The sequence below is a fragment of the Micromonospora yongxingensis genome (assembly GCF_052601155.1).
In genome coordinates this window covers 563,704-583,585 of record NZ_JBQXEO010000001.1, presented here as the reverse complement: position 1 = coordinate 583,585, position 19,882 = coordinate 563,704, and the positions used below count along the sequence as shown (strand labels likewise).

General features: G+C 73.3%; 18 protein-coding genes and 1 riboswitch. Of the genes, 5 read left to right on the top strand and 13 right to left on the bottom strand.

Going from position 1 to position 19,882, the window contains the following annotated elements:
• Positions 1-28 precede the first annotated feature (28 nt).
• From ACTWLT_RS02830 to ACTWLT_RS02815, 4 genes are all read right to left on the bottom strand, one after another.
• Positions 29-652 (bottom strand): GTP-binding protein, encoded by a 624-nt coding sequence (locus ACTWLT_RS02830; protein WP_252418896.1) that lies wholly within the window; start codon positions 650-652, stop codon positions 29-31.
• Positions 633-998 carry a DUF742 domain-containing protein gene (locus tag ACTWLT_RS02825; RefSeq protein ID WP_007465174.1) on the bottom strand — a complete coding sequence of 122 codons (366 nt, stop codon included), beginning with the start codon at positions 996-998 and terminating at the stop codon, positions 633-635. Before ACTWLT_RS02825 ends, ACTWLT_RS02830 begins: the two co-directional genes overlap by 20 nt.
• A gap of 89 nt (positions 999-1,087) precedes the next feature.
• Positions 1,088-1,495 (bottom strand): roadblock/LC7 domain-containing protein, encoded by a 408-nt coding sequence (locus ACTWLT_RS02820; protein ID WP_007465177.1) that lies wholly within the window; start codon positions 1,493-1,495, stop codon positions 1,088-1,090.
• The gene (locus ACTWLT_RS02815; RefSeq protein ID WP_445316980.1) at positions 1,492-4,635 is read right to left on the bottom strand and encodes a sensor histidine kinase; all 3,144 of its coding nucleotides are present in this window, start codon (positions 4,633-4,635) and stop codon (positions 1,492-1,494) included. The genes ACTWLT_RS02820 and ACTWLT_RS02815 overlap by 4 nt, the downstream gene beginning before the upstream one ends.
• Positions 4,636-5,079: 444 nt before the next feature.
• Between ACTWLT_RS02815 and ACTWLT_RS02810 the strand changes: the two genes are divergently transcribed.
• Positions 5,080-6,261 carry an ABC transporter substrate-binding protein gene (locus ACTWLT_RS02810; protein ID WP_445316979.1) on the top strand — a complete coding sequence of 394 codons (1,182 nt, stop codon included), beginning with the start codon at positions 5,080-5,082 and terminating at the stop codon, positions 6,259-6,261.
• 40 nt (positions 6,262-6,301) lie between these two features.
• On the opposite strand, the gene ACTWLT_RS02805 is transcribed toward ACTWLT_RS02810, so the two are convergent.
• Both ACTWLT_RS02805 and ACTWLT_RS02800 read right to left on the bottom strand, forming a co-directional pair.
• Entirely contained in the window at positions 6,302-7,159 is an 858-nt protein-coding gene (locus tag ACTWLT_RS02805; protein ID WP_252418893.1) for an ABC transporter permease, read from the bottom strand.
• Between the two features lie 100 nt (positions 7,160-7,259).
• Positions 7,260-8,291 carry an ABC transporter substrate-binding protein gene (locus ACTWLT_RS02800; protein WP_252418892.1) on the bottom strand — a complete coding sequence of 344 codons (1,032 nt, stop codon included), beginning with the start codon at positions 8,289-8,291 and terminating at the stop codon, positions 7,260-7,262.
• A 270-nt stretch (positions 8,292-8,561) separates the two neighbouring features.
• Here ACTWLT_RS02800 and ACTWLT_RS02795 point away from each other — a divergent pair, with 270 nt between their 5' ends.
• From ACTWLT_RS02795 to ACTWLT_RS02780, 4 genes are all read left to right on the top strand, one after another.
• On the top strand, positions 8,562-9,347 hold the full coding sequence (locus ACTWLT_RS02795) for an ABC transporter ATP-binding protein (protein WP_445316978.1): 786 nt from the start codon (positions 8,562-8,564) through the stop codon (positions 9,345-9,347).
• A 2-nt stretch (positions 9,348-9,349) separates the two neighbouring features.
• Positions 9,350-10,300 carry an LLM class F420-dependent oxidoreductase gene (locus ACTWLT_RS02790; RefSeq protein ID WP_445317049.1) on the top strand — a complete coding sequence of 317 codons (951 nt, stop codon included), beginning with the start codon at positions 9,350-9,352 and terminating at the stop codon, positions 10,298-10,300.
• Entirely contained in the window at positions 10,297-10,605 is a 309-nt protein-coding gene (locus ACTWLT_RS02785) for a cupin domain-containing protein (RefSeq protein ID WP_252418890.1), read from the top strand. Before ACTWLT_RS02790 ends, ACTWLT_RS02785 begins: the two co-directional genes overlap by 4 nt.
• 77 nt (positions 10,606-10,682) lie before the next feature.
• A complete protein-coding gene (locus ACTWLT_RS02780; protein WP_445316977.1) occupies positions 10,683-13,709 on the top strand; it encodes a hypothetical protein in 3,027 nt (1,008 codons plus the stop codon).
• Between the two features lie 73 nt (positions 13,710-13,782).
• Here ACTWLT_RS02780 and thiC read toward each other — a convergent pair whose 3' ends face one another.
• The 7 genes from thiC to thiE all read right to left on the bottom strand — a co-directional run bounded on the left by thiC (position 13,783) and on the right by thiE (position 19,767).
• Positions 13,783-15,375 carry a phosphomethylpyrimidine synthase ThiC gene (gene thiC / locus ACTWLT_RS02775; RefSeq protein WP_445316976.1) on the bottom strand — a complete coding sequence of 531 codons (1,593 nt, stop codon included), beginning with the start codon at positions 15,373-15,375 and terminating at the stop codon, positions 13,783-13,785.
• Between the two features lie 17 nt (positions 15,376-15,392).
• Positions 15,393-16,178: a bifunctional hydroxymethylpyrimidine kinase/phosphomethylpyrimidine kinase gene (thiD, locus tag ACTWLT_RS02770; protein ID WP_445316975.1), complete on the bottom strand. Its 786-nt coding sequence runs from the start codon at positions 16,176-16,178 to the stop codon at positions 15,393-15,395.
• Entirely contained in the window at positions 16,175-16,984 is an 810-nt protein-coding gene (locus tag ACTWLT_RS02765; protein ID WP_445316974.1) for a thiamine phosphate synthase, read from the bottom strand. The genes thiD and ACTWLT_RS02765 overlap by 4 nt, the downstream gene beginning before the upstream one ends.
• Complete coding sequence (locus ACTWLT_RS02760) at positions 16,981-17,760, bottom strand: thiazole synthase (RefSeq protein WP_445316973.1); 780 nt, start codon at positions 17,758-17,760, stop codon at positions 16,981-16,983. Before ACTWLT_RS02760 ends, ACTWLT_RS02765 begins: the two co-directional genes overlap by 4 nt.
• Positions 17,757-17,957: a sulfur carrier protein ThiS gene (gene thiS / locus ACTWLT_RS02755; protein ID WP_445316972.1), complete on the bottom strand. Its 201-nt coding sequence runs from the start codon at positions 17,955-17,957 to the stop codon at positions 17,757-17,759. Before thiS ends, ACTWLT_RS02760 begins: the two co-directional genes overlap by 4 nt.
• Positions 17,948-19,147, bottom strand: a complete 1,200-nt coding sequence (thiO, locus tag ACTWLT_RS02750) for a glycine oxidase ThiO (RefSeq protein WP_445316971.1) — start codon at positions 19,145-19,147, stop codon at positions 17,948-17,950. Before thiO ends, thiS begins: the two co-directional genes overlap by 10 nt.
• The gene (gene thiE / locus ACTWLT_RS02745; protein ID WP_445316970.1) at positions 19,141-19,767 is read right to left on the bottom strand and encodes a thiamine phosphate synthase; all 627 of its coding nucleotides are present in this window, start codon (positions 19,765-19,767) and stop codon (positions 19,141-19,143) included. The genes thiO and thiE overlap by 7 nt, the downstream gene beginning before the upstream one ends.
• Positions 19,762-19,871, bottom strand: a riboswitch (TPP riboswitch). Its footprint overlaps the gene before it by 6 nt.
• Positions 19,872-19,882: the final 11 nt, after the last annotated feature.

Genomic DNA, 19,882 nt, shown 5'->3' with positions numbered 1-19,882 from the left:
CGGTGCGTGCACCGGCCGGCCACCCGGATCAGCCGACCGGCGTGGGGAAGCCCCGACCGTGCTCGGCCTGGAGCCGGAGCATGGCGTGCTCGACCACCGTCACGAGCACCTGCTTGACCGAGTCCCGGTGCCGGGCGTCGGTCATCACCAGCGGCACCTGCGACGAGATGGCCAGCGCCTCGCGGATCTCCTCCAGCTCGTACTCCGGAGCGCCGTCGAACCGGTTCAGCGCCACCACGTACGGCAGGTTGCGGTTCTCGAAGTAGTCCAGCGGGGCGAACGCGTCGGTGATCCGGCGGGTGTCCACCAGCACGGCCGCACCCACCGCACCCCGGATGATCTCGTCCCACATGAACCAGAACCGGGTCTGGCCGGGTGTGCCGAAGAGGTACAGGATCAGGTCCTGGGCCATGGTGATACGGCCGAAGTCCATGGCGACGGTCGTGGTCTCCTTGCCCGGCACCTTGGACGGGTCGTCGATGCCGACACCGGCCGCGGTCATCACCGCCTCGGTGGTCAGCGGTGTGATCTCGGAGATCGAACCGACCAGGGTCGTCTTGCCGACGCCGAAGCCGCCCGCGACGACGATCTTCGCCGAGACGATTCCCCGGCTCTGCCGCCCCCCAGCGGGGTCATAGCCTGCGAAGTCCACTTAGCACCCTTCCAAGCAGTTCCATCCGCTCCTCGAATCCCTCGGCGGGAGCAGCAGTGTGTAACGTCAGCAGGCTCTCGGCCACCATGTCGGCGACCAACACCCGGGCGACGCCCAGCGGCATCCGGGTGTACGCGGCGATCTCCGCCAGCGACTGTGCCCGGCCTTCGCAGACCGTGGCGATGCGGTGCTTGTCATGCCCGGCGAAGCGGGACTCGGCGACCTGGGTGGGAGAAGCCGTGAGGACCGCCTCGAGGGCGATGTCCTGCCGGGGTTCGGTACGACCACGGGTGACCGCGTACGGACGCACCAGAGCGCCGCGCGGGTCAGCGCGTCGTTGGTCCATCCCCGATCACCTCCTCGTCCCCTGCGGAGCCGGTCCACACCGCCTCCCGTCCCTGGTCCGGCGCGCGAACCGCGCGCCGTGTCTAGGTGCTACGAGCGCACCGCGTCGCGCGGCAACGGCACCAGCGCGGCACCCACCCGTTCGACCAGCAGCGCCATCTCGTAGCCCACCTGGCCCACGTCGCAGCTACGCGCCGCGAGCACGGCCATCGACGAGCCGTCGCTGATCGACATGAGGAAGAGGTAGCCGCTGTCCATCTCGATGACGGTCTGCAACACCCCGCCCGCGCTGAACATCCGGGCCGCGCCCTCGGTCAGGCTCACCACACCCGAAGTGATCGCGGCGAGCTGGTCGGCCCGGTCCCCCGGAAGATCCCGGGAGGAGGCGAGCAGCAGCCCGTCGGCGGACACCGCCACCACGTGGGCGATACCCGCCACGCTGTCGGCGAAGTTGGTGAGCAGCCAACCCATGTCCTGCATGGCAGCTGGCCTGTTCATCGGCTCTCCTTGGTCGAGGTGCTGTTCAGGTCCGTTCCGGCCGTCCGGCCGCGCTGCACGCCGCGGTGGTAGGCCGACAACAGGCCGCGTACTTCATCGGGGGTCCGCCGGCTGCGGTCCCGGCCACCCTTCGGTTCGATGCCGCCCGGCACGAGTTGCGCCTGCGGCACCCGCTTGGGCAGCCCCGAGCGGGTCGTCCCGGCGGGGGCCGGCTCCGCGGCCCTGCTGGCCCGGGACCAGCCCTCGTCGGCCGCCGTCCGCCAGGAGTTCGTGTCCGTGGCCGGCGCGGCGGGCGTGGCCGGGGCGGCGGGTGCACTCGGGGCGGCGGGTACGGGCGGGGCCGTCCGGGCCGGCGGCGGGGTGTACGACGGCGGCGCCGTGCCCGCCCCGCTCGTGCCGAACCCGTTGGTGGTCCCGGTGCCCGACGTCCCGATGCCGTCGGCGTTGGAACTGCCCGGGGTGCGGGTGGGAAGCGGCGGCCGGGCCGGTGCCTTGGCCGGCGCGGACGCGGCGGCCGGCTGACCGCTGTTGCCCGCACGTGCCTCGGTCGGGGTGGCGCTGGCGACGGGCGGGGGCCCGTCGAACTTCGGCCGGGTGAAGATCGCGGTGGCGTCGTCGCCGTGCGACCGGAACCAGACCGCCTCCATCTCCCGGAAGATCGGCGCCTCGGCGGGGAACTCGGGCCGGGTGCTGACCGGGGCGGCCGGCACCGTCGGCGCCGGTGGAGGCGCGACCGCGCCGGGGCCGGCGACCGGCCCGACCGGCAGCACCGGTGCGTTCCGCCCGTCGGTGGCGTCCGCCGAGCCACGCCGGGGCAGCGGGTCGATGGTCGGGTAGGCCACCGTGGGGCTGCCCGTCGAGCGACCCGAGCCGGTGCCGAACGAGGGTCGGGCGGGCGGGACCGGGGCGGGCGGAGCCGCGGCGGGCGGCACCGTCGCGTGCGTACCGGTGAACCCGCCGGCCTGCACGGCCGGGGTCGTGTCGCGCGCGTCCAGCGGGGACTGCCACTGCGCCGGGGCCGGCGCGTTGGTCCGCCACTGGTCCGGCAGCGTTGCCGCCGCGGTGGTGGCGCCGGCGAACGGCTCGGCGTGGCCGATCGGGGTGAGCGGCGTCTGCTCGACCGCCATGGGCTGGCGCGGCCGGGTGAGCACCTGCTCGCGGCCCCGGTTGGCCGGCAGCACCACGGTCGCGGCGGGCAGCGTCACCTGGGCAACGGTGCCGCCCTCGACGTTGCGGCGCAACTCCACCCGGATGCCGTACCGGGAGGCGAGCCGGCTCACCACGGCCAGACCCATCAGCCGGAACGCGGCGACGTCCACGCTCGGTGGCGCGGCCAGCCGCCGGTTGAGTGAGTCGAGCTGCTCGTCGGTGAGGCCGAGCCCACGGTCCTCGATCTGGATGAGCACGTAGTCGCGGATCCGGCGACCGTCAGCGACCACGGTGGTGTTCGGTGGCGAGAACCGGGTGGCGTTGTCGAGCAGCTCAGCGACGAGCCGCACGACGTCGTTGACGGCGTGCGCGGCGACCGAGATGTCGGTGTCGACGGTGCCGAACTCGATGCGGTTGTAGAGCTCCACCTCGGACTGGGCGGCGCGCAACACGTCCACCACCAGCGCGTCGTCACGACGCGGTACGGCGGAGTCGGCGCCGGCCAGGACCAGCAGGTTCTCGTCGTTGCGGCGCATCCGGGTGGCGAGGTGGTCCAGCTCGAAGAGCTGCGCCAGCCGCTTCGGGTCCTCCTCGCCGCGCTCGATCGCGTCCAGCTCGCCGATCATCCGGTCGACCAGGGTCTGGCTGCGGCGGGCCAGGTTGAGGAACATCGCCGAGACGCTGGTCCGCAGCGCGGCCTGCTCGGCGGCGACACGCACCGCCTCCCGGTGTACGACGTTGAAGGCCAACGCCACCTGGCCGACCTCGTCGCGGTTGGTGAGCTGGATCGGGTCCCGGACCTGTCGGACGATCTCCTCGACCCCGCCGTCGCCCACGCTGCCCATGTTCTGCAGCCGCTTCACGGCGTCGGGCAGGTCGTGGTTGGCCACCGAGAGCGCGCCCTCACGCAGCCGGCGCAGCGAGTGGTTGAGCGAGCGGGCCAGCACCACGGCCAGCGACACGGCGATGAGCAGGGTCAGCAGCACCAGCACCGACTCGACCACGGCCTGCCGGATGACGTTCGTGCGTGCCGAGTCGGCCTGCTCCAGCAGCCGGTTCTGCAGTTGCACCTCGGCCCAGCGCATCAGGTCGTTCACCGCGCCGATGGCGGCGCTGGCGTCCTGCACGCTGACCAGCGGCCGCTGCCCGACCGAGCGGGTGATGTCGGTGGCGACCCGGTCGGCCAAGCCGACCGCGTCACCGGAGACGGTGCTGTCGACCAGGGACCGCTGCGCCGGGTCGGCGGCGAGCGAGAAGGCGAGCAGGGCCTCCTGCTGGCTGGTCAGCGTCGCCACGAAGGACGAGAACTGCTCCGAGTCGAGCTGACCGGCGGTCAGCGCCGTGAAGGCGACGGCCTGCTCCTCGGCGACGGACGCCTTGGCCCGCGCGAACGCGGCGACCGCGCGGCGGCTGTCGGACAGGCGCTCCTCGCCGGGCAGCTGGGCCAGCCCGTCGCCGTACGCGACCAGGTCGGTCAGGATCACGCCGTAGCGCAGCACCGCCTCGGCGACGGCCATCTGCCGGCGGTCCAGCACCTCCTGACGGGTGCCGTCCAGCGTGGCGAGGTGGTCGTCGATGGCCGCCAGCCGGTCCCGCAGCGCCGCCGGCACCTCGCCGATCCGGCCCCGCTCGGCGCGGTACTCGTCGACCTGCTGCTGCGTCTGGCGGACCCGCAGGTTGTAGGCGTCGGCCGGCTGCTGCGGCGTGGCCAGGTAGGCCGCCGCGGCCATCCGCTCGGACTGGAGGTCCTGCGTCAGCGCGCTGACGTCGATCGAGAGCGCGGTGAGCGACCGTGCCCGGGTGGCGTCGAGAGCGCCCTCACCGACCGAGATGAGCCGGACCGTGGCCAGCGCGATCACCGCCGCCACCGGGACGACCAGGATCAGCGCCAGCTTGGACCGGATCCGGGCGTCGCGCAGTCTCGGCAACCGTCGGCGCGTACGCCCGGCACTGTCGCCGAGCGCGGGCAGGGTCGTCGGTCCGGTGCTCACGACATCGCCTCCGTCGTTTCTTCCCCGCCTGACCCGCCGAACCATGCCGCGGGCGGAGGGGACCACGCGCGGCACGGCCGCGATTTCATCAGAGAAGACACTCTTTGGGAAGCCGCAGTGGGGTAGGAAACGGTCGGACGGCGCGCATCCCGTGATCCGGTCAACTGATACCTTCATTTCCGCAAGCCCCTGAACAGGGCATGTAACTCCAGAGTGGTCGCGCGTGTATGCAAAGTGAGCTTTTGCAAACATTGCGTTACCCCAGCATGTGGGATGGCCGTCCCGAAAATGCGACCAACGTCCGCGCTTGACCACAGCGCTGGCCATTGGCAAGGTTTTGCAGGCTTCGCGCACACCGTACGGCAGAGGAGATCCCGTCCTCCACTGAGGACGGATTAGCGGCGGTGACCGGGCAGCGCCCGCGCCCGCACCTGGAGGACTGAGTTGAGCCCCATCCGCTCCGCGACCATCGCGGCGCTCGCATCGGCCGTTGTGGCCACCACGCTCACCGGCTGCCAGTTCGGCGGGGACGACAAGGACACGAGTCCGATCGTGATCGCTGCGGACCTCGAACTCTCCGGCGCCGCCGCACCGGTGGGCCGGGCATACCAGAGGGCCCTGGATCTCAAGGTCGAGCAGTTGAACTCCTCCGGAGCACTGAACGACCGGAAGATCAAGCTGAAGGTGAAGGACAACCGTTCCGACGCCGCCGAGTCACTGCGCAACATCGCCGACTTCAGCAGCGATTCCCAAGTCAGCGCCATCATCATGGGCGGCTGTAACGAATGTGCGGTCGGTGCGGTCGGCACCATCAACGAGAAGCGGATTCCCACCATTGCGCTCGCCGCTTCCGGGGCCATCGCCAGCCCAGTCGCCGAACGGCGCTACGTGTTCAAGCTGGGCCCGAACGCCGTGGACAGCGCCGCCGCGCTCACCACCGAACTGCGCCGCAAGAACGTCCGCAAGGTGGGCCTGCTCTACAGCGACGACGACTACGGCCGGGAGGGCGCGCTCGCGCTCCGCCGCGAGCTGGACAAGACCACCATCAAGGCGGTCGGCGAGGAGTCGGTGAAGACCACCGACACCGAGGTCGGCCAGCAGATCACGCGGCTGACCAAGCTCAAGCCCGACGCCCTGGTCATCTGGACCCCGCCGGAGCAGGCGACGCTCGCCGCGAACAGCGCCCAGCAGGCCGCCTTCCGTGGGTCGCTCTTCTTCGACGCGGGCGCGGCCGGCGACCTGTTCCTCGGTGCGGCCGCCCGGGCCACCGAGCGGGCCACGCTGATCTTCACCCAGACCATGGTGATCGACGACGTCATCGCCACCACGCCGGCGAAGGCGGCCCGGCGGCAGTGGTTCCAGGACTACACCGCACGCTTCGGCGGCTACAACGGGTCCTCGTCGTTCGCCGCCGACGCGGTCCAGCTGATCGCCGACGCCGAGCTGCGCGCCGGGGGTGCGGCCGGGCAGGTCGACCGCGACGGCATCCGCGACGTGCTGGAGACGTCCCAGATGGACGGCCTCTCCGGCCCGATCCGGATGACGCCGGACAACCACTCCGGGCTGATGCCACAGGCGCTCACCACGCTGGTCGCCCGCAACGGCCGCTGGCGACTGGCCGGATAGCGCGAGGGTGTGGCCCGCCGTACCCGGCGGGCCACACCGCTCAGCGGCTGGTGGTCTCCCGCACCCAGGGCAGCGCGAGCCGCTCGACCAGGACCAGCGCCGAGTAGAGCAGGATGCTCACCAGCGCCACCAGCATGATCGCCGCCCAGGCGGTGGCGGTGTCGCCGACGCCTGCGTACTGGAGGATCACGTAGCCCAGGCCGCTCTCGCCGGCCTGGAACTCACCGATCACCGCACCGATCGCGGCCAGCGGCATGGCCACCTTGAGCCCCACGAAGATCTGCGGCAGCGCGGCCGGGAAGCGCACCTTGCGGAACGCCTGCCAACGGGAGGCGTTCCAGGAGCGCACCAACTCGGCCAGGTCGGCCGGGGTGGTGGTCAGGCCGGTCGCGGTGGACAGCACGATCGGAAAGAAACAGAGCAGGAACACCATGGTCAGGATCGGCTTCTGACCCCAGCCGAGCGCCACCACCAGCAGCGGACCCAGGGTGATCTTGGGCACCGCGTTGATGGCGACCAGCAGCGGGGTGAACATCCGCTCCACCGTGCGGGAGCTGGCCAGGGAGAGTCCGATCAGGACACCGGCCGCCGCCGACAGGGCGAAGCCGATCAGGATCTCCAACAGGGTGTCCCAGGTGTGCTCCAGCATCCGGGCAGGCTTGTCGACGAACGCGGCGAGCACGTCGCCCGGCGGTGGCAGCGCGGCCGGGTGGACCAGCTCCAGCCGGGCGATCAGCCACCACGCCGCCAGGGCGACCAGGAGGCCGGCCACAGGCAGCAGCGCCGCCCCGGTCCCCGCGCGGAGGCCGACACCCCGACCCGCCCGCCCCGCCTCGGGGCCGGCGCCCGGGGCTGCGGGCACCCCCGCCACCGGCTCCGCTGACCGGACGTCGGTCATCTTGTCCTCCTCGATATCCGACGGCCGCGAGGGCCGACGAGCGACGGGGGTACGCCCCACCCGGATCGGCGGAACGTACCCCCTGGTGACGACCGGACGATCAGGCCTTCGGCGCGAGGCTGAAGTCGATGATCTGCTCGGGGGTGACGTTCTGCTTCAGCGCGCCAGCACCCTGCAGGATCGCGATGCTCTTGGCCACCCGGCCGCTGTCCAGGGTGCCGATGGCGGTGCCGGAGTTGCCGGAACGGACGTACGCGGCCATCAGGTCCAGCTCGGCGGCGGCCGCGACCGGGTTGGTGGCGTCGACGTTCTTCTTCAGGATGTCGGCGGCCTCCTTGGAGTTCGCCAGGCTGTACTCCAGACCCTTGAGCAGCGCAGCGGTGAACCGCTTCACCATCTCGGGCTTCTCCTTGGCGATCTTCGCCGAGGTGATGAGCACGTTGCCGTAGAGGTCCTGCATCACGTTGCTGTACGGCAGCATGACGGCCTTCTTCTTGGCCACCGCCTCGATGGTCGGCTGACCCACGACGAACTGGCCGATGCCGTCCACCGAACCGGAGGCCAGCGTGCCGATGAGCGCCTGCGCCTCACCGTTGACCCAGGTCACCTTGCTGGCGTCCACACCGGCGAGCCGGGCGTACGTCGGGAAGAGGTTGCGGACCACGGACCCGGGGGTGTCGGCGAGCTTCTTGCCCTCCAGGTCCTTCGGGGAGGCGATGTTCTTGCCCTCGACGGTGGCGATGCCGGCCATGGTGCGCTGCTGGATCGCGGCCACCGCGATGAAGTCCTTCGCCTGGCCGTTGCCGAGCTGGAGAAGGCCACCGGTGAGGTCGATCGGCCCGAAGTCGGCCTGGCCACCGACGACGGTCTGGATCACGCCGCCGGTGCCCTGGCCGGCCTTGATCTCGACGTCGAAGCCGGCCTCCTTGAAGAAGCCCTTCTCCTTCGCCACCCAGGCGTAGGAGTCACGGCCGAAGTTGCCGAAGGAGGTGAGGTAGGTCACCTTCTCCAACGCCCCGCCGTTGCCGCCCTTGGCGTCGTCGGCCGAGTCCGACCCGCTGCTGCAGGCGGAGACGAGGGCGAGGGCGGTGGCCAGCGCGGCCGTAGCGACCGTACGGGTCAGCCTTCTCATCAGTGCACCATGTCCTTTCCGACCGGGGCCGCTGGCCACCGGAGGGGGTTGTCGTGGCGGGACCGGAGGGAGGGGTGGAAGCCGGGCACCGCCGTCGTGAGGGGACTCTTCGCGGGCACAGCGTACGAGAAACCCACCTTTGCGACGCCAGGCGTATCGGGTTGCGGAACGGATACAACCTGACGACCACCCCGGACGGTGCGTTACGCAGACGAGCGGGCTAGCCTTTGCCGGATTCCTGACCGTCCACTCAGCGGAGGTCCACCCGAGATGATCCGACTGTCCGGGGTGTCCCGTACCTTCGAAGGCCGATCCGGCCGGGTGGAGGCGCTGCGGGGCATCGACCTCGACGTCGCCGAGGGTGAATTCGTCGCCGTGCTCGGGCGCTCGGGCTGCGGCAAGTCCACCCTGCTGCGGCTGATCGCCGGGCTCCTCCCGCTGAGCGCCGGCGAGATCACCGTGGCCGGTACGCCGATCACCCGGCCCCGGCGGGACATCGCCATGCTGTTCCAGAAGCCCGCGCTGCTGCCCTGGCGCACCGTGCTGGACAACGTCCTGCTCCCGGTGGAGATCTTCGGCTGGAGCCGCGCCAAGCACCGCGAACGGGCCCGGCAACTGCTCGACGTGGCCGGGCTGGCCGGCTTCGAGAAGCGGCTGCCACACGAGCTGTCCGGCGGCATGCAGCAGCGGGTGTCGCTGTGCCGGTCGCTCATCGGCGAGCCCCGGGTGATGCTGATGGACGAGCCGTTCTCCGCGCTCGACGCGCTCACCCGTGAGGAACTCTCCGGCGAACTCCAGCGGGTGCACATGGAGAACAAGCCGACCATCGTCTTCGTCACCCACTCGATCGACGAGGCGGTGCTGCTCGCCGACCGGGTGGTCGTGCTGAGCCCTCGCCCCGGTCGGATCCGCAAGGTCGTCGAGGTGACCATCCCCCGGCCCCGCACCCTGGGCCGCAACGCCCACCTCGCCGACGTCGCCCAGGTCAGTGCCGACCTGCACGAGCTGTTGATGGAACGCGACCAGCCGGCCGCGGCCGGCGCGGAAGGACGATGACCATGCGGGTGTCGGTCTTCACCGAGCCGCACCGGGGGGCCAGCTACGACGACCAGCTCCGGTTCGCCCGGCTCGTCGAGGCCGGCGGCTTCGAGGGGTTCCTCCGCGCCGACCACTACCAGTCGATGGGCGCCGACCCCGGCCTGCCCGGCCCCACGGACGCCTGGCTGACCCTCGCCGCGCTGGCCCGCGAGACCGAACGGATCCGGCTCGGCACCCTGGTGACGTCGGCCACCTTCCGGCTGCCCGGTCCGCTGGCGGTGATGGTCGCGCAGGTCGACCAGATGAGCGGCGGCCGGGTCGAACTGGGCATCGGCGCCGGCTGGTACGAGCGCGAGCACACCTCGTACGGCATCCCGTTTCCGGCCGTGGCCGAGCGCTTCGACCGGCTGGCCGAGCAGCTTGAGGTCATCACCGGGCTGTGGCGGACCCCGCCCGGCGAGACGTACAGCTACACCGGCGACCACTACCGGCTGGTGGACGCCCCGGCCCTGCCCAAGCCCGTGCAGGTGCCCGGACCGCCGATCATCGTGGGCGGGCGCGGGCCCAAGCGCACTCCGGAACTGGCCGCCCGGTACGCCGACGAGTTCAACATGCCGTTCAAGTCGGTGGAGCAGACCGCCGGGGCGTACGACCGGGTGCGCGAGGCGTGCGACCGCACCGGCCGGGCCGAGTCCGGGCGCGCTCCCCTGGTGCTCTCCGCCGGGATCGTGGTCGCCATCGGCCGGACCGACGCGGAGGCACAGCGACGGGCCGCACCACTGCACGAGAAGAGCGCGCTGCCGCCGGAGGACCCGGTGGTCGGCTCGCCCGCGCAGCTCGTGCAGCGGATCGGCGAGTTCGCCGCGGTCGGCGCCACCCGGGTCCACCTGCGCCTGATCGACTTCGCTGACCTCGACCACCTCGAGCTGATCGCCGCCGAGGTGCTCCCGCAACTGGACGGAGAACGATGAGCGACGTGACCGACGGGATCGAACTCGGCCCGGTGGGCCAGGAGATCGTGTACGAGAACGACCGGGTCCGGGTCTGGCACATCCGGCTCGAACCGGGCGAGCGCCAGCCGCTGCACCGGCACGACCACCCCTATCTGGTGGTGGCGATCGAGGGCGCGAAGAACGTCGTACAGACGGTCGACGGCACCCGGATCGACGCCGACGAACCCACCGGCGGAGTGGTCTACCGGGACCCCGGAGCCGTACACATGCTGACCAATGTCGGGGACACGACTTACCTGGCTCGGCTGGTCGAACTCAAGTAGACCCGCCGACGGCGGGCCGCCACGCCGCGCGGCGCGCCGGTGGCGATCCGGTGTACCAGGTGCGTAACGTGCCGGACATGGCCTTTCGGACCTGGGGCAGACTGCTGCTCACGGCGCTCGGGGTGAGCGTGCTGGCCGGAGCCGGCCAGCTCGGCGTCGCGTACGGATTCGGCATCATCCGACTCACCGGCGCCTTCACCGGTACGACCGTCAACCAGTGGCCGGCCCAGCTCGTCTGGGTGGGCTGGTTCGCCGCGAACGCCGCGGTGGCCGGCGCCGTCCTGACCGGACGCCTGGCCCGCCGGGACGGGCTGCCGGCCAGCACCGGACGGCAGTTGGCCGTCGGTGCCGCCGCCGCGCTCGGCGCCACCGTCGTCGCCCCGCTCTGCATGCAGCCAGCCCGGGCCGCCGAGTTGATCTCAATCGACCCGGTCTGGGCGGTCGGGATCTGCGCGGTGCTCGGCGCGCTGATCGGGGCCGGCGCGGCCATCGCCGTCCTGCTCCGACCCGAGCTGGGCTGGAACGTGGCGGCCATGGCCGGCATCGTGTGGGTGCTGGCGCTGGTCTCCGTCCTGCCGTCGCTCGGCACCACCGGCCCGCTGCCCACGGTGCGGCTCGGCGTGCTCGAACCGACCTGGCTCGACGACGGCGCGGCACAGCGGCTGGCGTTGCTCCTGCTGCCCATCGGGGCGCTGCTCGCCGGTGCGGCGACCGCCGGGCTGGCCCGCTGGCGGGGCCAGGTGCCGCTGATCAGCGGGGCCACCGGGGTCGCCGGCCCGGTGCTGGTGGCGTTCGCCTATCTGACCGCCGGCCCCGGCGACGCGGTCGACCGCTACCAGACCACCCCCTACTACGGCGCGCTGATCGCCGTCCTCGCCGGCGCGCTCGGCGCGGCCGCCGCCGCGCTGCTGCGCTGGCCGGTGCGTGCCGGTGCCACCGACGCGCAGCCGATCGAGCCCACCGACATCCTGCGCCCGCTGCCCGCCGGCCCGGCCCTGCCCGGCACCGAGTCGGCGGACTCCGCCGAGCCGACCGCCGCCGCCGAGCGCGCCGCCGCCGCGAAGCCGACCGCCGCAGCCGTGGAGCCCGCCGGCATCGGGCGCGCCCCGAGCGACGGCGACACGACCGCCACCGTCCGCACCGTGCCGGCCCACTGGGACTGGCCGGCGACCACGGCGAGCGGCCAGCACGGCCCGAGCCCCGCCGACCCGACCGCCACCGAGGACGTCGCCGTTTCCCGACTGGCCGAGGGCCGGTCACCGCGCCGCACCGGTGGTCACACCCCGACCGCCCCCGCCGCCTGGCTGACCGAGCCGACCGGCGAGTTCACCGCCGCACGACACGGGACGAGCCCGAGCCGCGACGACGAGACGAGCACCTCCCCCGTCGTCGAGCCCGAGCCGACGGTTCCTGCCAGCCGCCCGGATGTCGCACCGACCGGCACCGAGTCGGCCCCGACCACCAGCGATGCCACCCTCCCGAGCGAGCCGACCCCGGTGTCGACCCCCGCCACGGCGACGCGCACCAGGGCCGACGGCCCGACGCGCAACGATGACGACGCAGCCAGCACCGCGGCGACGGCCACGAACAGCTCGGCCCAGCCAACCAGCGCCGCCACGACCAGCACGACCACGACCAGCACGGCCACGACCGACACGGCCACGACCAGCACCGCCACGGCCGGCGCGGTCCAGCCGGCCAGCGCGGCTGCAAGCGACACGGGCACGAGCGGCACGGCCCAGCCGACCAGCGCGGACATGGCCGACACGGGGACGGCGAGCACGGGCACGACCAGCGCAGCCACGGCCGACACGGGGACGGCGAGCACGGGCACGACCAGCGCGGCCACGAGCGAGGCGGGCGCGACCGCCACGCCGGCGCCCAAGCCGCGTCGCACCCGCAAGCCGAAGTCCACCCCGTCGGCCACGACCCCGGCCGTCGCCGGCGGCACGAAGCCGACCGACCCGGAAGCTGCCGCTGACCCCGCTACGAAACCCGCCGCCAGCAAAGCGGGAAGGACGAGCGGCGACGCCCGGTCCGGCAAGGCCGGTGGCGTTTCCCGGCCCGGCGAGGAGACCCCCGATCCGGCATCCCGTCGGGGCACCCGGCCCACTCCGGTCGCCGGCACCGACCCCGCCGCGACCTCGGAGCCGCCCGCCGCGGCCGAGCCGACGGCGACCTCGACGCCGGCAGGCGCGGCCACCGATGCCGCCAACACGACCGACACCGAGCGCTCCGACACCGGGCGTGGTCCCGTGGAGCCGCTGTTCCAGGCGGCGACCGCCAGCAAACCGGAGAAGGACCGGTGGACGCCGGCCGCGCCGGCCTGGCCGGTCACCCCGGCGTGGACGGCTCCGGCCCAGACGAGTGACGCCGGGTCGACGGCCCCGGACGCCACGACCGGGCCGGAGGAGCCGACCGAGCGGACGCCCCGGCCCCGGCACCGGGCGCCGCTGCCCGACCTGAGCCGTGCCAGCAGCTGGGACGCCTTCAGGACCGCCCGCCCCGCCGGCTCGGCGGACCCGCAGGACAGCTCGCCGGCCGTCTCCCCGACGGCGTCGGCGGGCTCGGCCGCGGCCGTCGAGGACGCGGCTCCCGCCGACTCGTCGAGCCCGACGGCACCGGCGGGTCCCGCCACTCCAGCCGGCCGTCGCAGCGCGTCGGACCGGGCAGCCGCCCGGTGGCGACGCGCCACCGGCATGTCGGACCGGGCAGCCGAGGCTTCCGACCCCGGCACCCCCACGGGACCGACCACCCCGACGTCGGCGTCTCCGGTGGCGCCGGAGCAGACCGGCCCGTCCGAGGCCGCCAGCGACACCGGCGACGCGGCGAGCACCGACGCCGGACCGGCCGCGCCGACGCCCCGGGGCGACGCCGACCAGCCCGCGCGGCGAGGACGGCTCGGCGGACTGTTCCGCCGCAACCGGTCCCGCACCGAGGAGGAGAGCGCGACGCCGTCGGACACGCCGGAGGCGCTGCCCGCGCAGGACGAGGAATTCGTCGACTGGGTCGCCGGCCTCGGCAAGCCGGTGGCGGACAACGAGCCCGAGCAGGAGAACGGCCGCCGCTCGCTGCGCTCCACCGGTCGCCACCACCGCGACTGACGCGTCCACCGACCGCCGCACCGGTGTGCCGGCCCGCCGCCTGTTCCAGCGGGCCGGCACACCGGGTGGGTGGTCAGGCCAGCGGCAGGTAGACCCGTCCGCCACCGGAGACGAACTCCTCCGACTTGTCCTTCATGCCGCGGGCCGCGTACTCCTTGAGCTCCTGGGTGATCTTCATGGAGCAGAACTTCGGGCCGCACATCGAGCAGAAGTGCGCTGTCTTCGCCGGCTCGGCGGGCAGCGTCGCGTCGTGGTACGAGCGCGCGGTCTCCGGGTCCAGCGACAGGTTGAACTGGTCCTCCCAGCGGAACTCGAACCGCGCCTTCGACAGCGCGTCATCCCAGTCCTGCGCGCCGGGATGCCCCTTGGCCAGGTCCGCCGCGTGCGCCGCGATCTTGTAGGCGATCACGCCCGCCTTCACGTCGTCCCGGTCCGGCAGGCCCAGGTGCTCCTTCGGGGTGACGTAGCAGAGCATGGCGGTGCCGAACATGCCGATCATCGCGGCGCCGATGGCCGAGGTGATGTGGTCGTACGCGGGCGCGATGTCGGTGGTCAGCGGGCCGAGCGTGTAGAACGGCGCCTCGTGGCACCACTCCTGCTGCAGGTCCACGTTCTCCTTGATCTTGTGCATGGGCACGTGCCCCGGACCCTCGATCATCACCTGCACGTCGTGCTCCCAGGCGACCGTGGTCAGCTCGCCGAGAGTACGCAGCTCGGCGAACTGCGCCTCGTCGTTGGCGTCGGCGATCGAGCCGGGCCGCAGCCCGTCACCGAGGGAGAAGGTCACGTCGTAGCGGGCCAGGATCTCGCACAGCTCGGCGAAGTTCGTGTAGAGGAAGTTCTCCTCGTGGTGCGCCAGGCACCACGCCGCCATGATGGAGCCGCCTCGGGACACGATGCCGGTCACCCGGTCCACGGCCAGTGGCACGTACGGCAGCAGCACCCCGGCGTGCACCGTCATGTAGTCCACGCCCTGCTCGGCCTGCTCGACCACGGTGTCCCGGAACACCTCCCAGCTGAGCTTCACCGGGTCGCCGCCGACCTTCTCGAGGGCCTGGTAGATCGGCACCGTCCCGATGGGCACCGGCGAGTTCCGCACGATCGCCTCACGGGTCTCGTGGATGCGCCTGCCCGTCGACAGGTCCATGACGGTGTCCGCGCCCCAGCGGGTGGCCCAGGTCAGCTTCTCCACCTCCTCGGCGACCGACGAGCTGACCGCCGAGGTACCGATGTTGGCGTTCACCTTGACCAGGAACGCCTTGCCGATGATGGCCGGCTCACACTCGGGGTGGTTCACGTTGAGTGGCAGCACCGCCCGACCGGCGGCGATCTCCGACCGGACGAGCTCCGGGTCGACGTTCTCCCTGATCGCCACGAACTCCATCTCCGGCGTCACCACACCGGCCCGCGCGTACGCGAGCTGGGTCGGGCGACGCCCGGCAGCCCCGGCCAGCGGCGTGCCAGCGCCCCGCACCGGCGCGACGTCACCCCGCTCGGCGATCCACGGCCCGCGCAGCGGCGGCAGCCCCACCTCCGGGTCGGAGCCGGGACCGGACGTGTCGTAGAGCCGCACCGGCGGATGGTCCCCGGTCAGCGTCACCTCGGCGAACGGCACCCGGACATCCGGGCGGGACCCCTCGACGTACACCTTGCCTCGTGCCTGCATGACAGCCTCCCTGGTGATCAAGCGGACCAGCCGAAGTGATCCAGCGGCCCGCGGCCCTCGCCCAGCTCCCAACCCCGCGCGCCGGTCAGCGCACGGAGCACGTACTCCTTGGCGGCCCCGACCGCCGCCGGCACCTCGTCGCCCAGCGCGAGCCGCACGGCGATCGCCGCCGAGAACGAGCACCCGGTGCCGTGGGTGTGCCGGGTGTCGACGCGAGGGGCGCGCAGCAGGGTGGTGACGCCGCCGCCGTGCAGGACGTCGACCGCCTCTCCCCCGTCCAGGTCACCGCCGGTGACGACCACGTGCTCCGGGCCGCCGGCCGCGAGCGCCTCGGCGGCCGCGACCATCGCGGCCACGTCGTCCACCGGGCGTCCGGTGATGGCCGCGGCCTCCGCACAGTTCGGTGTCGCCACCCTGGCGTACGGGAGCAGCCGCTCGACCGCACCGACCACGCCGAGCCGGTGACCACTGGTGGCGACCAGCACCGGGTCGACGACGAGCTGGGGCAGCCGGCCGTCCCGGGCGGCCTCGGCCACCGCGTCAGCGACGGCGGGGGTGCCGAGCATCCCCGTCTTGACCGCGCGGACCGTGAAGTCGGCGAGCACGCTGTCCAACTGATCGGTGACCGTGCGCGGGGGCAGTGGCAGGACGGCGTCCACGCCCCGGGTGTTCTGCGCGGTGACGGCGGTGAGGACGCTGGTGCCGTACGCGCCGAGCGCCGCGAACACCTTGAGGTCGGCCTGGATGCCCGCGCCGCCGCCGGAGTCTGAGCCGGCGATGGTGAGCACTGTGCGCGGTGTCATCCTGCCTCTTTGGTTGCGGTTGAGGGCTGCGGCCGACCGTCTGCGGTTGCGGTTGAGGGCTGCGGCCGACCGTGCCCACTCCGGGCGGTCAGGCTTGATCCCTGCGTGGGCACGGTCGGCCGCAGCCCCGTTCGTGGGGACCTGGGTGCCTCCGCGCCGGTTTTGGCGGGCTCAGGGGTGACCGCCTCTTGGAAGGCTTCGGTCAGGGTGGCGGCTGTTTCGGTGGGGTCTGCGGCTCGCATGACTGCGCCGAGCACTGCCACTCCGACGGCTCCTGCCTCGACGCAGGCGGCGATGTGGGCCGGGGTTTCGATGCCGCCGAGCGCGAGGATGGGCACGCCGCTGGCCCCGATTAGCTTGTGCAGTCCGTCGGGTCCGAGGGGTGGGCCGTAGCCGGGCTTCGTCCTGGTCGGATAGACGGGAGAGAGGGTGGCGTAGTGCTCGGTGGTGAGTCGGTGCAGCTCGGCTTCGTTGTGGCAGGAGCGGCCGACCAGTGTGTGGGTCGGTGGCGGGTACGGGCCGGCGGCCGGGAGGTGGACGGCGTCGCCGCCGAGCGGGTCGGGGCCGGCCACGATCAGGGTTCCGCCGACCTCGGTGAGGATCGCGCGCAGGTCGGCCGCGAGGGCGGCGCGTTCGGCGCGGGGCAGGTCCTTCTCCCGCAGCACCACCCAACGCACTCCCCCGGCCACAGCCCTCGCCACGACCCGATCAAGCGGCCCTTTCGTCAGCAGCCGATCCGTCAGCACCACGACGCCCGACGGCAGGGTGCGGGAACGACGGGCCGGCGGCGCAGGGGTCGGGGTCACAGGTCGGGTCTTCCCTCGTCTGGGGTGGAGGGGAGGGCGTGGAAGCGGCGGGCGATGCGGCCGGCGCCGGCGGCCAGGCGGCCGGCCTCGACGGCGTACCGCATGGCGGTCGCCATCGCCACCGGGTCGGCGGCCCGGGTGACCGCGCTGGCCAGCAGCACCGCGTCGCAGCCCAACTCCATGGCCAGGGCCGCGTCCGAGGCGGTGCCGATGCCGGCGTCGAGGATCACCGGCACGTCCACGGCCTGCCGGATCAGTCGAATGTGGTGCGGGTTGCCGATGCCGAGTCCCGAGCCGATCGGCGCGCCGGCCGGCATCACGGCGGCACAGCCCACGTCGGCCAGCCGGCGCGCGAGCACGGGGTCGTCGCTGGTGTACGGCAGCACCGTGAAGCCGTCGGCGACCAGCTCCTCGGCGGCGCGGAGCAGTTCCACCCCGTCGGGCAGCAGCGTCCGCTCGTCGCCGATCACCTCCAGCTTGACCCAGTCGGTGTCGAACGCGTCCCTGGCGAGCCGGGCCACCTTCACCGCCTCGGTGGCGGTGTGGCAGCCGGCGGTGTTCGGCAGCAGGCGTACCCCGCACCCGTCCAGCAGTTCCAGCAGCCCGCCCGCGGACCCGGGGGCGGTGTCGACGCGGCGCAGCGCCAGAGTGACCAGTTCGGTGCCCGACGCGCGGATCGCCTGCTCCAGCACGTGCAGGTTCGCGGCGCCGCCGGTGCCGAGGATCAGCCGCGAGGTGAACGTCGCCCCACCCAGCTCGAACGGCATCCCGCTCACCCGCCCTGCGCGGCGGTGAGCACCTCGACACGGTCACCGTCGCGCAGCACCGTGGCCGGCCAGCCAGCCCGGGGCACCACCTCGCCGTTGACCGCGACCGCCACCCCGCGCTGCTCGGGGGTGATGTCGCGGACGAGGTCGGCCACCGAAGCGCCACCCGGGACGTTGCGCCCGGCCCCGTTCACCGTCAGCTCCACCGGTCCTCCTCCATCGTCGAATCGGGCCCGTCGGCCCCGGCCGGCGCACCGGAACCGGCCGCGCCGACGGAAGCCGGGGCGTCGCTGCCGAACCGGTCGGGCCGGAAGGGCGCGAGCAGCGGATCGGGCACGCCGGTGGTCACCAGGTCGGCGATCAGGTCGGCGGTGACCGGGGTGAGCACGATGCCGTGCCGGTGGTGTCCGGTGGCGGCCAGCACGTCCGGCCGGCCGGGCAGCGGCCCGAGGATGGGCGCGTTGTCCGGGGTGCCCGGGCGCAGCCCGGCGACCGCCTCGACCAGGTCGTACTCCGCCAGCTCCGGGAGCAGGTCGACGCCCGCGCGGAGCAGCCGCTGCACGGCACCGGCGGTGACGGTGGTGTCCGACCGTTCCTCGACCGTCGCGCCGAGCACCACCTCCCCGTCGGCGCGGGGCACCAGGTAGACGGGCTCGCCGTCGGCGTACCCCCGGATCACGTGCCGGAAGCCCGGCGCGACGCCGCCGGGCGCCCGCAGCCGGAGGATCTGACCCTTCACGGGCCGCACGGGCAGGCCGGTGAGGGCGGCGGCGCCGCAGCCGGCGGCGACCACGGTGACCCGGGCGTCCACCTCGCCGAGGTGCCGGACGGGTTGCGACACGAGCACCGCGCCGGCCCGCCGGGCGGCCGTGCGCAGCGCCGGCACCAGCAACCGGGGGTCGACCTGGTGGTCGGTGGGCGCGAGCGCGCCACCGCGCACCCGGGGCGCGAGCGCCGGCTCGTGGTCGCGCAGCTCGGTGGGACGCAGCGGCGTCACCGGCAGGCCCAACTCCTGTTGGTACGCCCAGAGCCGCCGCGCCTCGGCCAGGTCGTCGCCGGTGAGCCCCACCACCAGGGTGCCGTCGGTCCGGTAGCCGAGCTCCGCGCCGGTGGCCTCGGTCAGCTCGGCGGCGAACGCCGGCCACAGCGCTGCGGACGCCAGCAGCAACGCGGTGAGCTGCCGTTCACCGAAGTACGCCTCGGCGACCGGGGAGAGCATGCCGGCCGCAACGGCCGACGCCCCCGAGCCGGGGGCCGGATCGTGCACGACCACCCGCAGCCCTCGGGCGGCGCACCGCCAGGCGACCGCCAGGCCGATCGGCCCCGCCCCCACCACCGCCACGTCCGGCCGGGCCCGGTCGTCCGATGACGTCGACGGGGACCGGCCGGTCAGCACGTCAGCGCCCGGAGCAGCTCGGTGGTGGCCCGGGCCGGGTCGGCGGCAGCGGAGACCGCGCCGACGACCGCCACCCCGTACGCCCCGGCGTCCCGTAGCGCGGCCACCCGGGCGGCGGTCACCCCGCCGATCGCGATGACGGGCACGTCGACGGCGCCGGTAACCGCGCGTACCCCTGCCGGACCGATCGGGTCGGGCAGCCCGGACTTGGTGTCGGTGGCGTGGCACGGCCCGACGCCCAGGTAGCTGGCTCCGGCGGTGACCGCCTCGATCGCCGTCTCCGGCGCGCGGGCGGTGGCTCCCAGCACGCCGGTGGGGCCGAGCACCCGGCGGGCGGCGGCGACCGGCAGGTCGTCGGCCCCGACGTGCCCGCCGGCGGCGCCCACCGCCAACGCCACGTGCAGCCGATCATTGACCAGACAGTTCGCCCCGTACGGCGCGCAGAGCGCCAGCACCCGGCGGGCCAGGTCGTACGCCTCGCGGTCGGTGGCGGAGTCCTCGACGCGGACCTGCACGACCAGGTCGGCGCGGGCTGCCGTGAGGGCGGCCCGGACCACGGTGAGCGGGTCCCGCCCGGGTCGGGTGTCGGTGATCAGATGCAGTCGCCCAAGGGACGGCACGGCAACTCTCCTCCCTGCGCCGGCATTACCCGGATCAGGTTCGACGGTCGGGGGCTGTCAGCCCCCCTCTCAGCCCGGTACACCGGGCTCCCGTGGGTTACTTGCGTGTCACCGT

Bases quoted from the DNA above. Each gene is read 5' to 3' on its own strand.
- ACTWLT_RS02800 (WP_252418892.1), bottom strand. From the start codon at position 8,291: ATGAGAAGGCTGACCCGTACGGTCGCTACGGCCGCGCTGGCCACCGCC.
- thiC (WP_445316976.1), bottom strand. From the start codon at position 15,375: ATGCAGGCACGAGGCAAGGTGTACGTCGAGGGGTCCCGCCCGGATGTC.
- ACTWLT_RS02795 (WP_445316978.1), top strand. From the start codon at position 8,562: ATGATCCGACTGTCCGGGGTGTCCCGTACCTTCGAAGGCCGATCCGGC.
- ACTWLT_RS02790 (WP_445317049.1), top strand. From the start codon at position 9,350: ATGCGGGTGTCGGTCTTCACCGAGCCGCACCGGGGGGCCAGCTACGAC.
- ACTWLT_RS02825 (WP_007465174.1), bottom strand. From the start codon at position 998: ATGGACCAACGACGCGCTGACCCGCGCGGCGCTCTGGTGCGTCCGTAC.
- ACTWLT_RS02820 (WP_007465177.1), bottom strand. From the start codon at position 1,495: ATGAACAGGCCAGCTGCCATGCAGGACATGGGTTGGCTGCTCACCAAC.
- ACTWLT_RS02805 (WP_252418893.1), bottom strand. From the start codon at position 7,159: ATGACCGACGTCCGGTCAGCGGAGCCGGTGGCGGGGGTGCCCGCAGCC.
- ACTWLT_RS02780 (WP_445316977.1), top strand. From the start codon at position 10,683: ATGGCCTTTCGGACCTGGGGCAGACTGCTGCTCACGGCGCTCGGGGTG.
- ACTWLT_RS02785 (WP_252418890.1), top strand. From the start codon at position 10,297: ATGAGCGACGTGACCGACGGGATCGAACTCGGCCCGGTGGGCCAGGAG.
- thiD (WP_445316975.1), bottom strand. From the start codon at position 16,178: ATGACACCGCGCACAGTGCTCACCATCGCCGGCTCAGACTCCGGCGGC.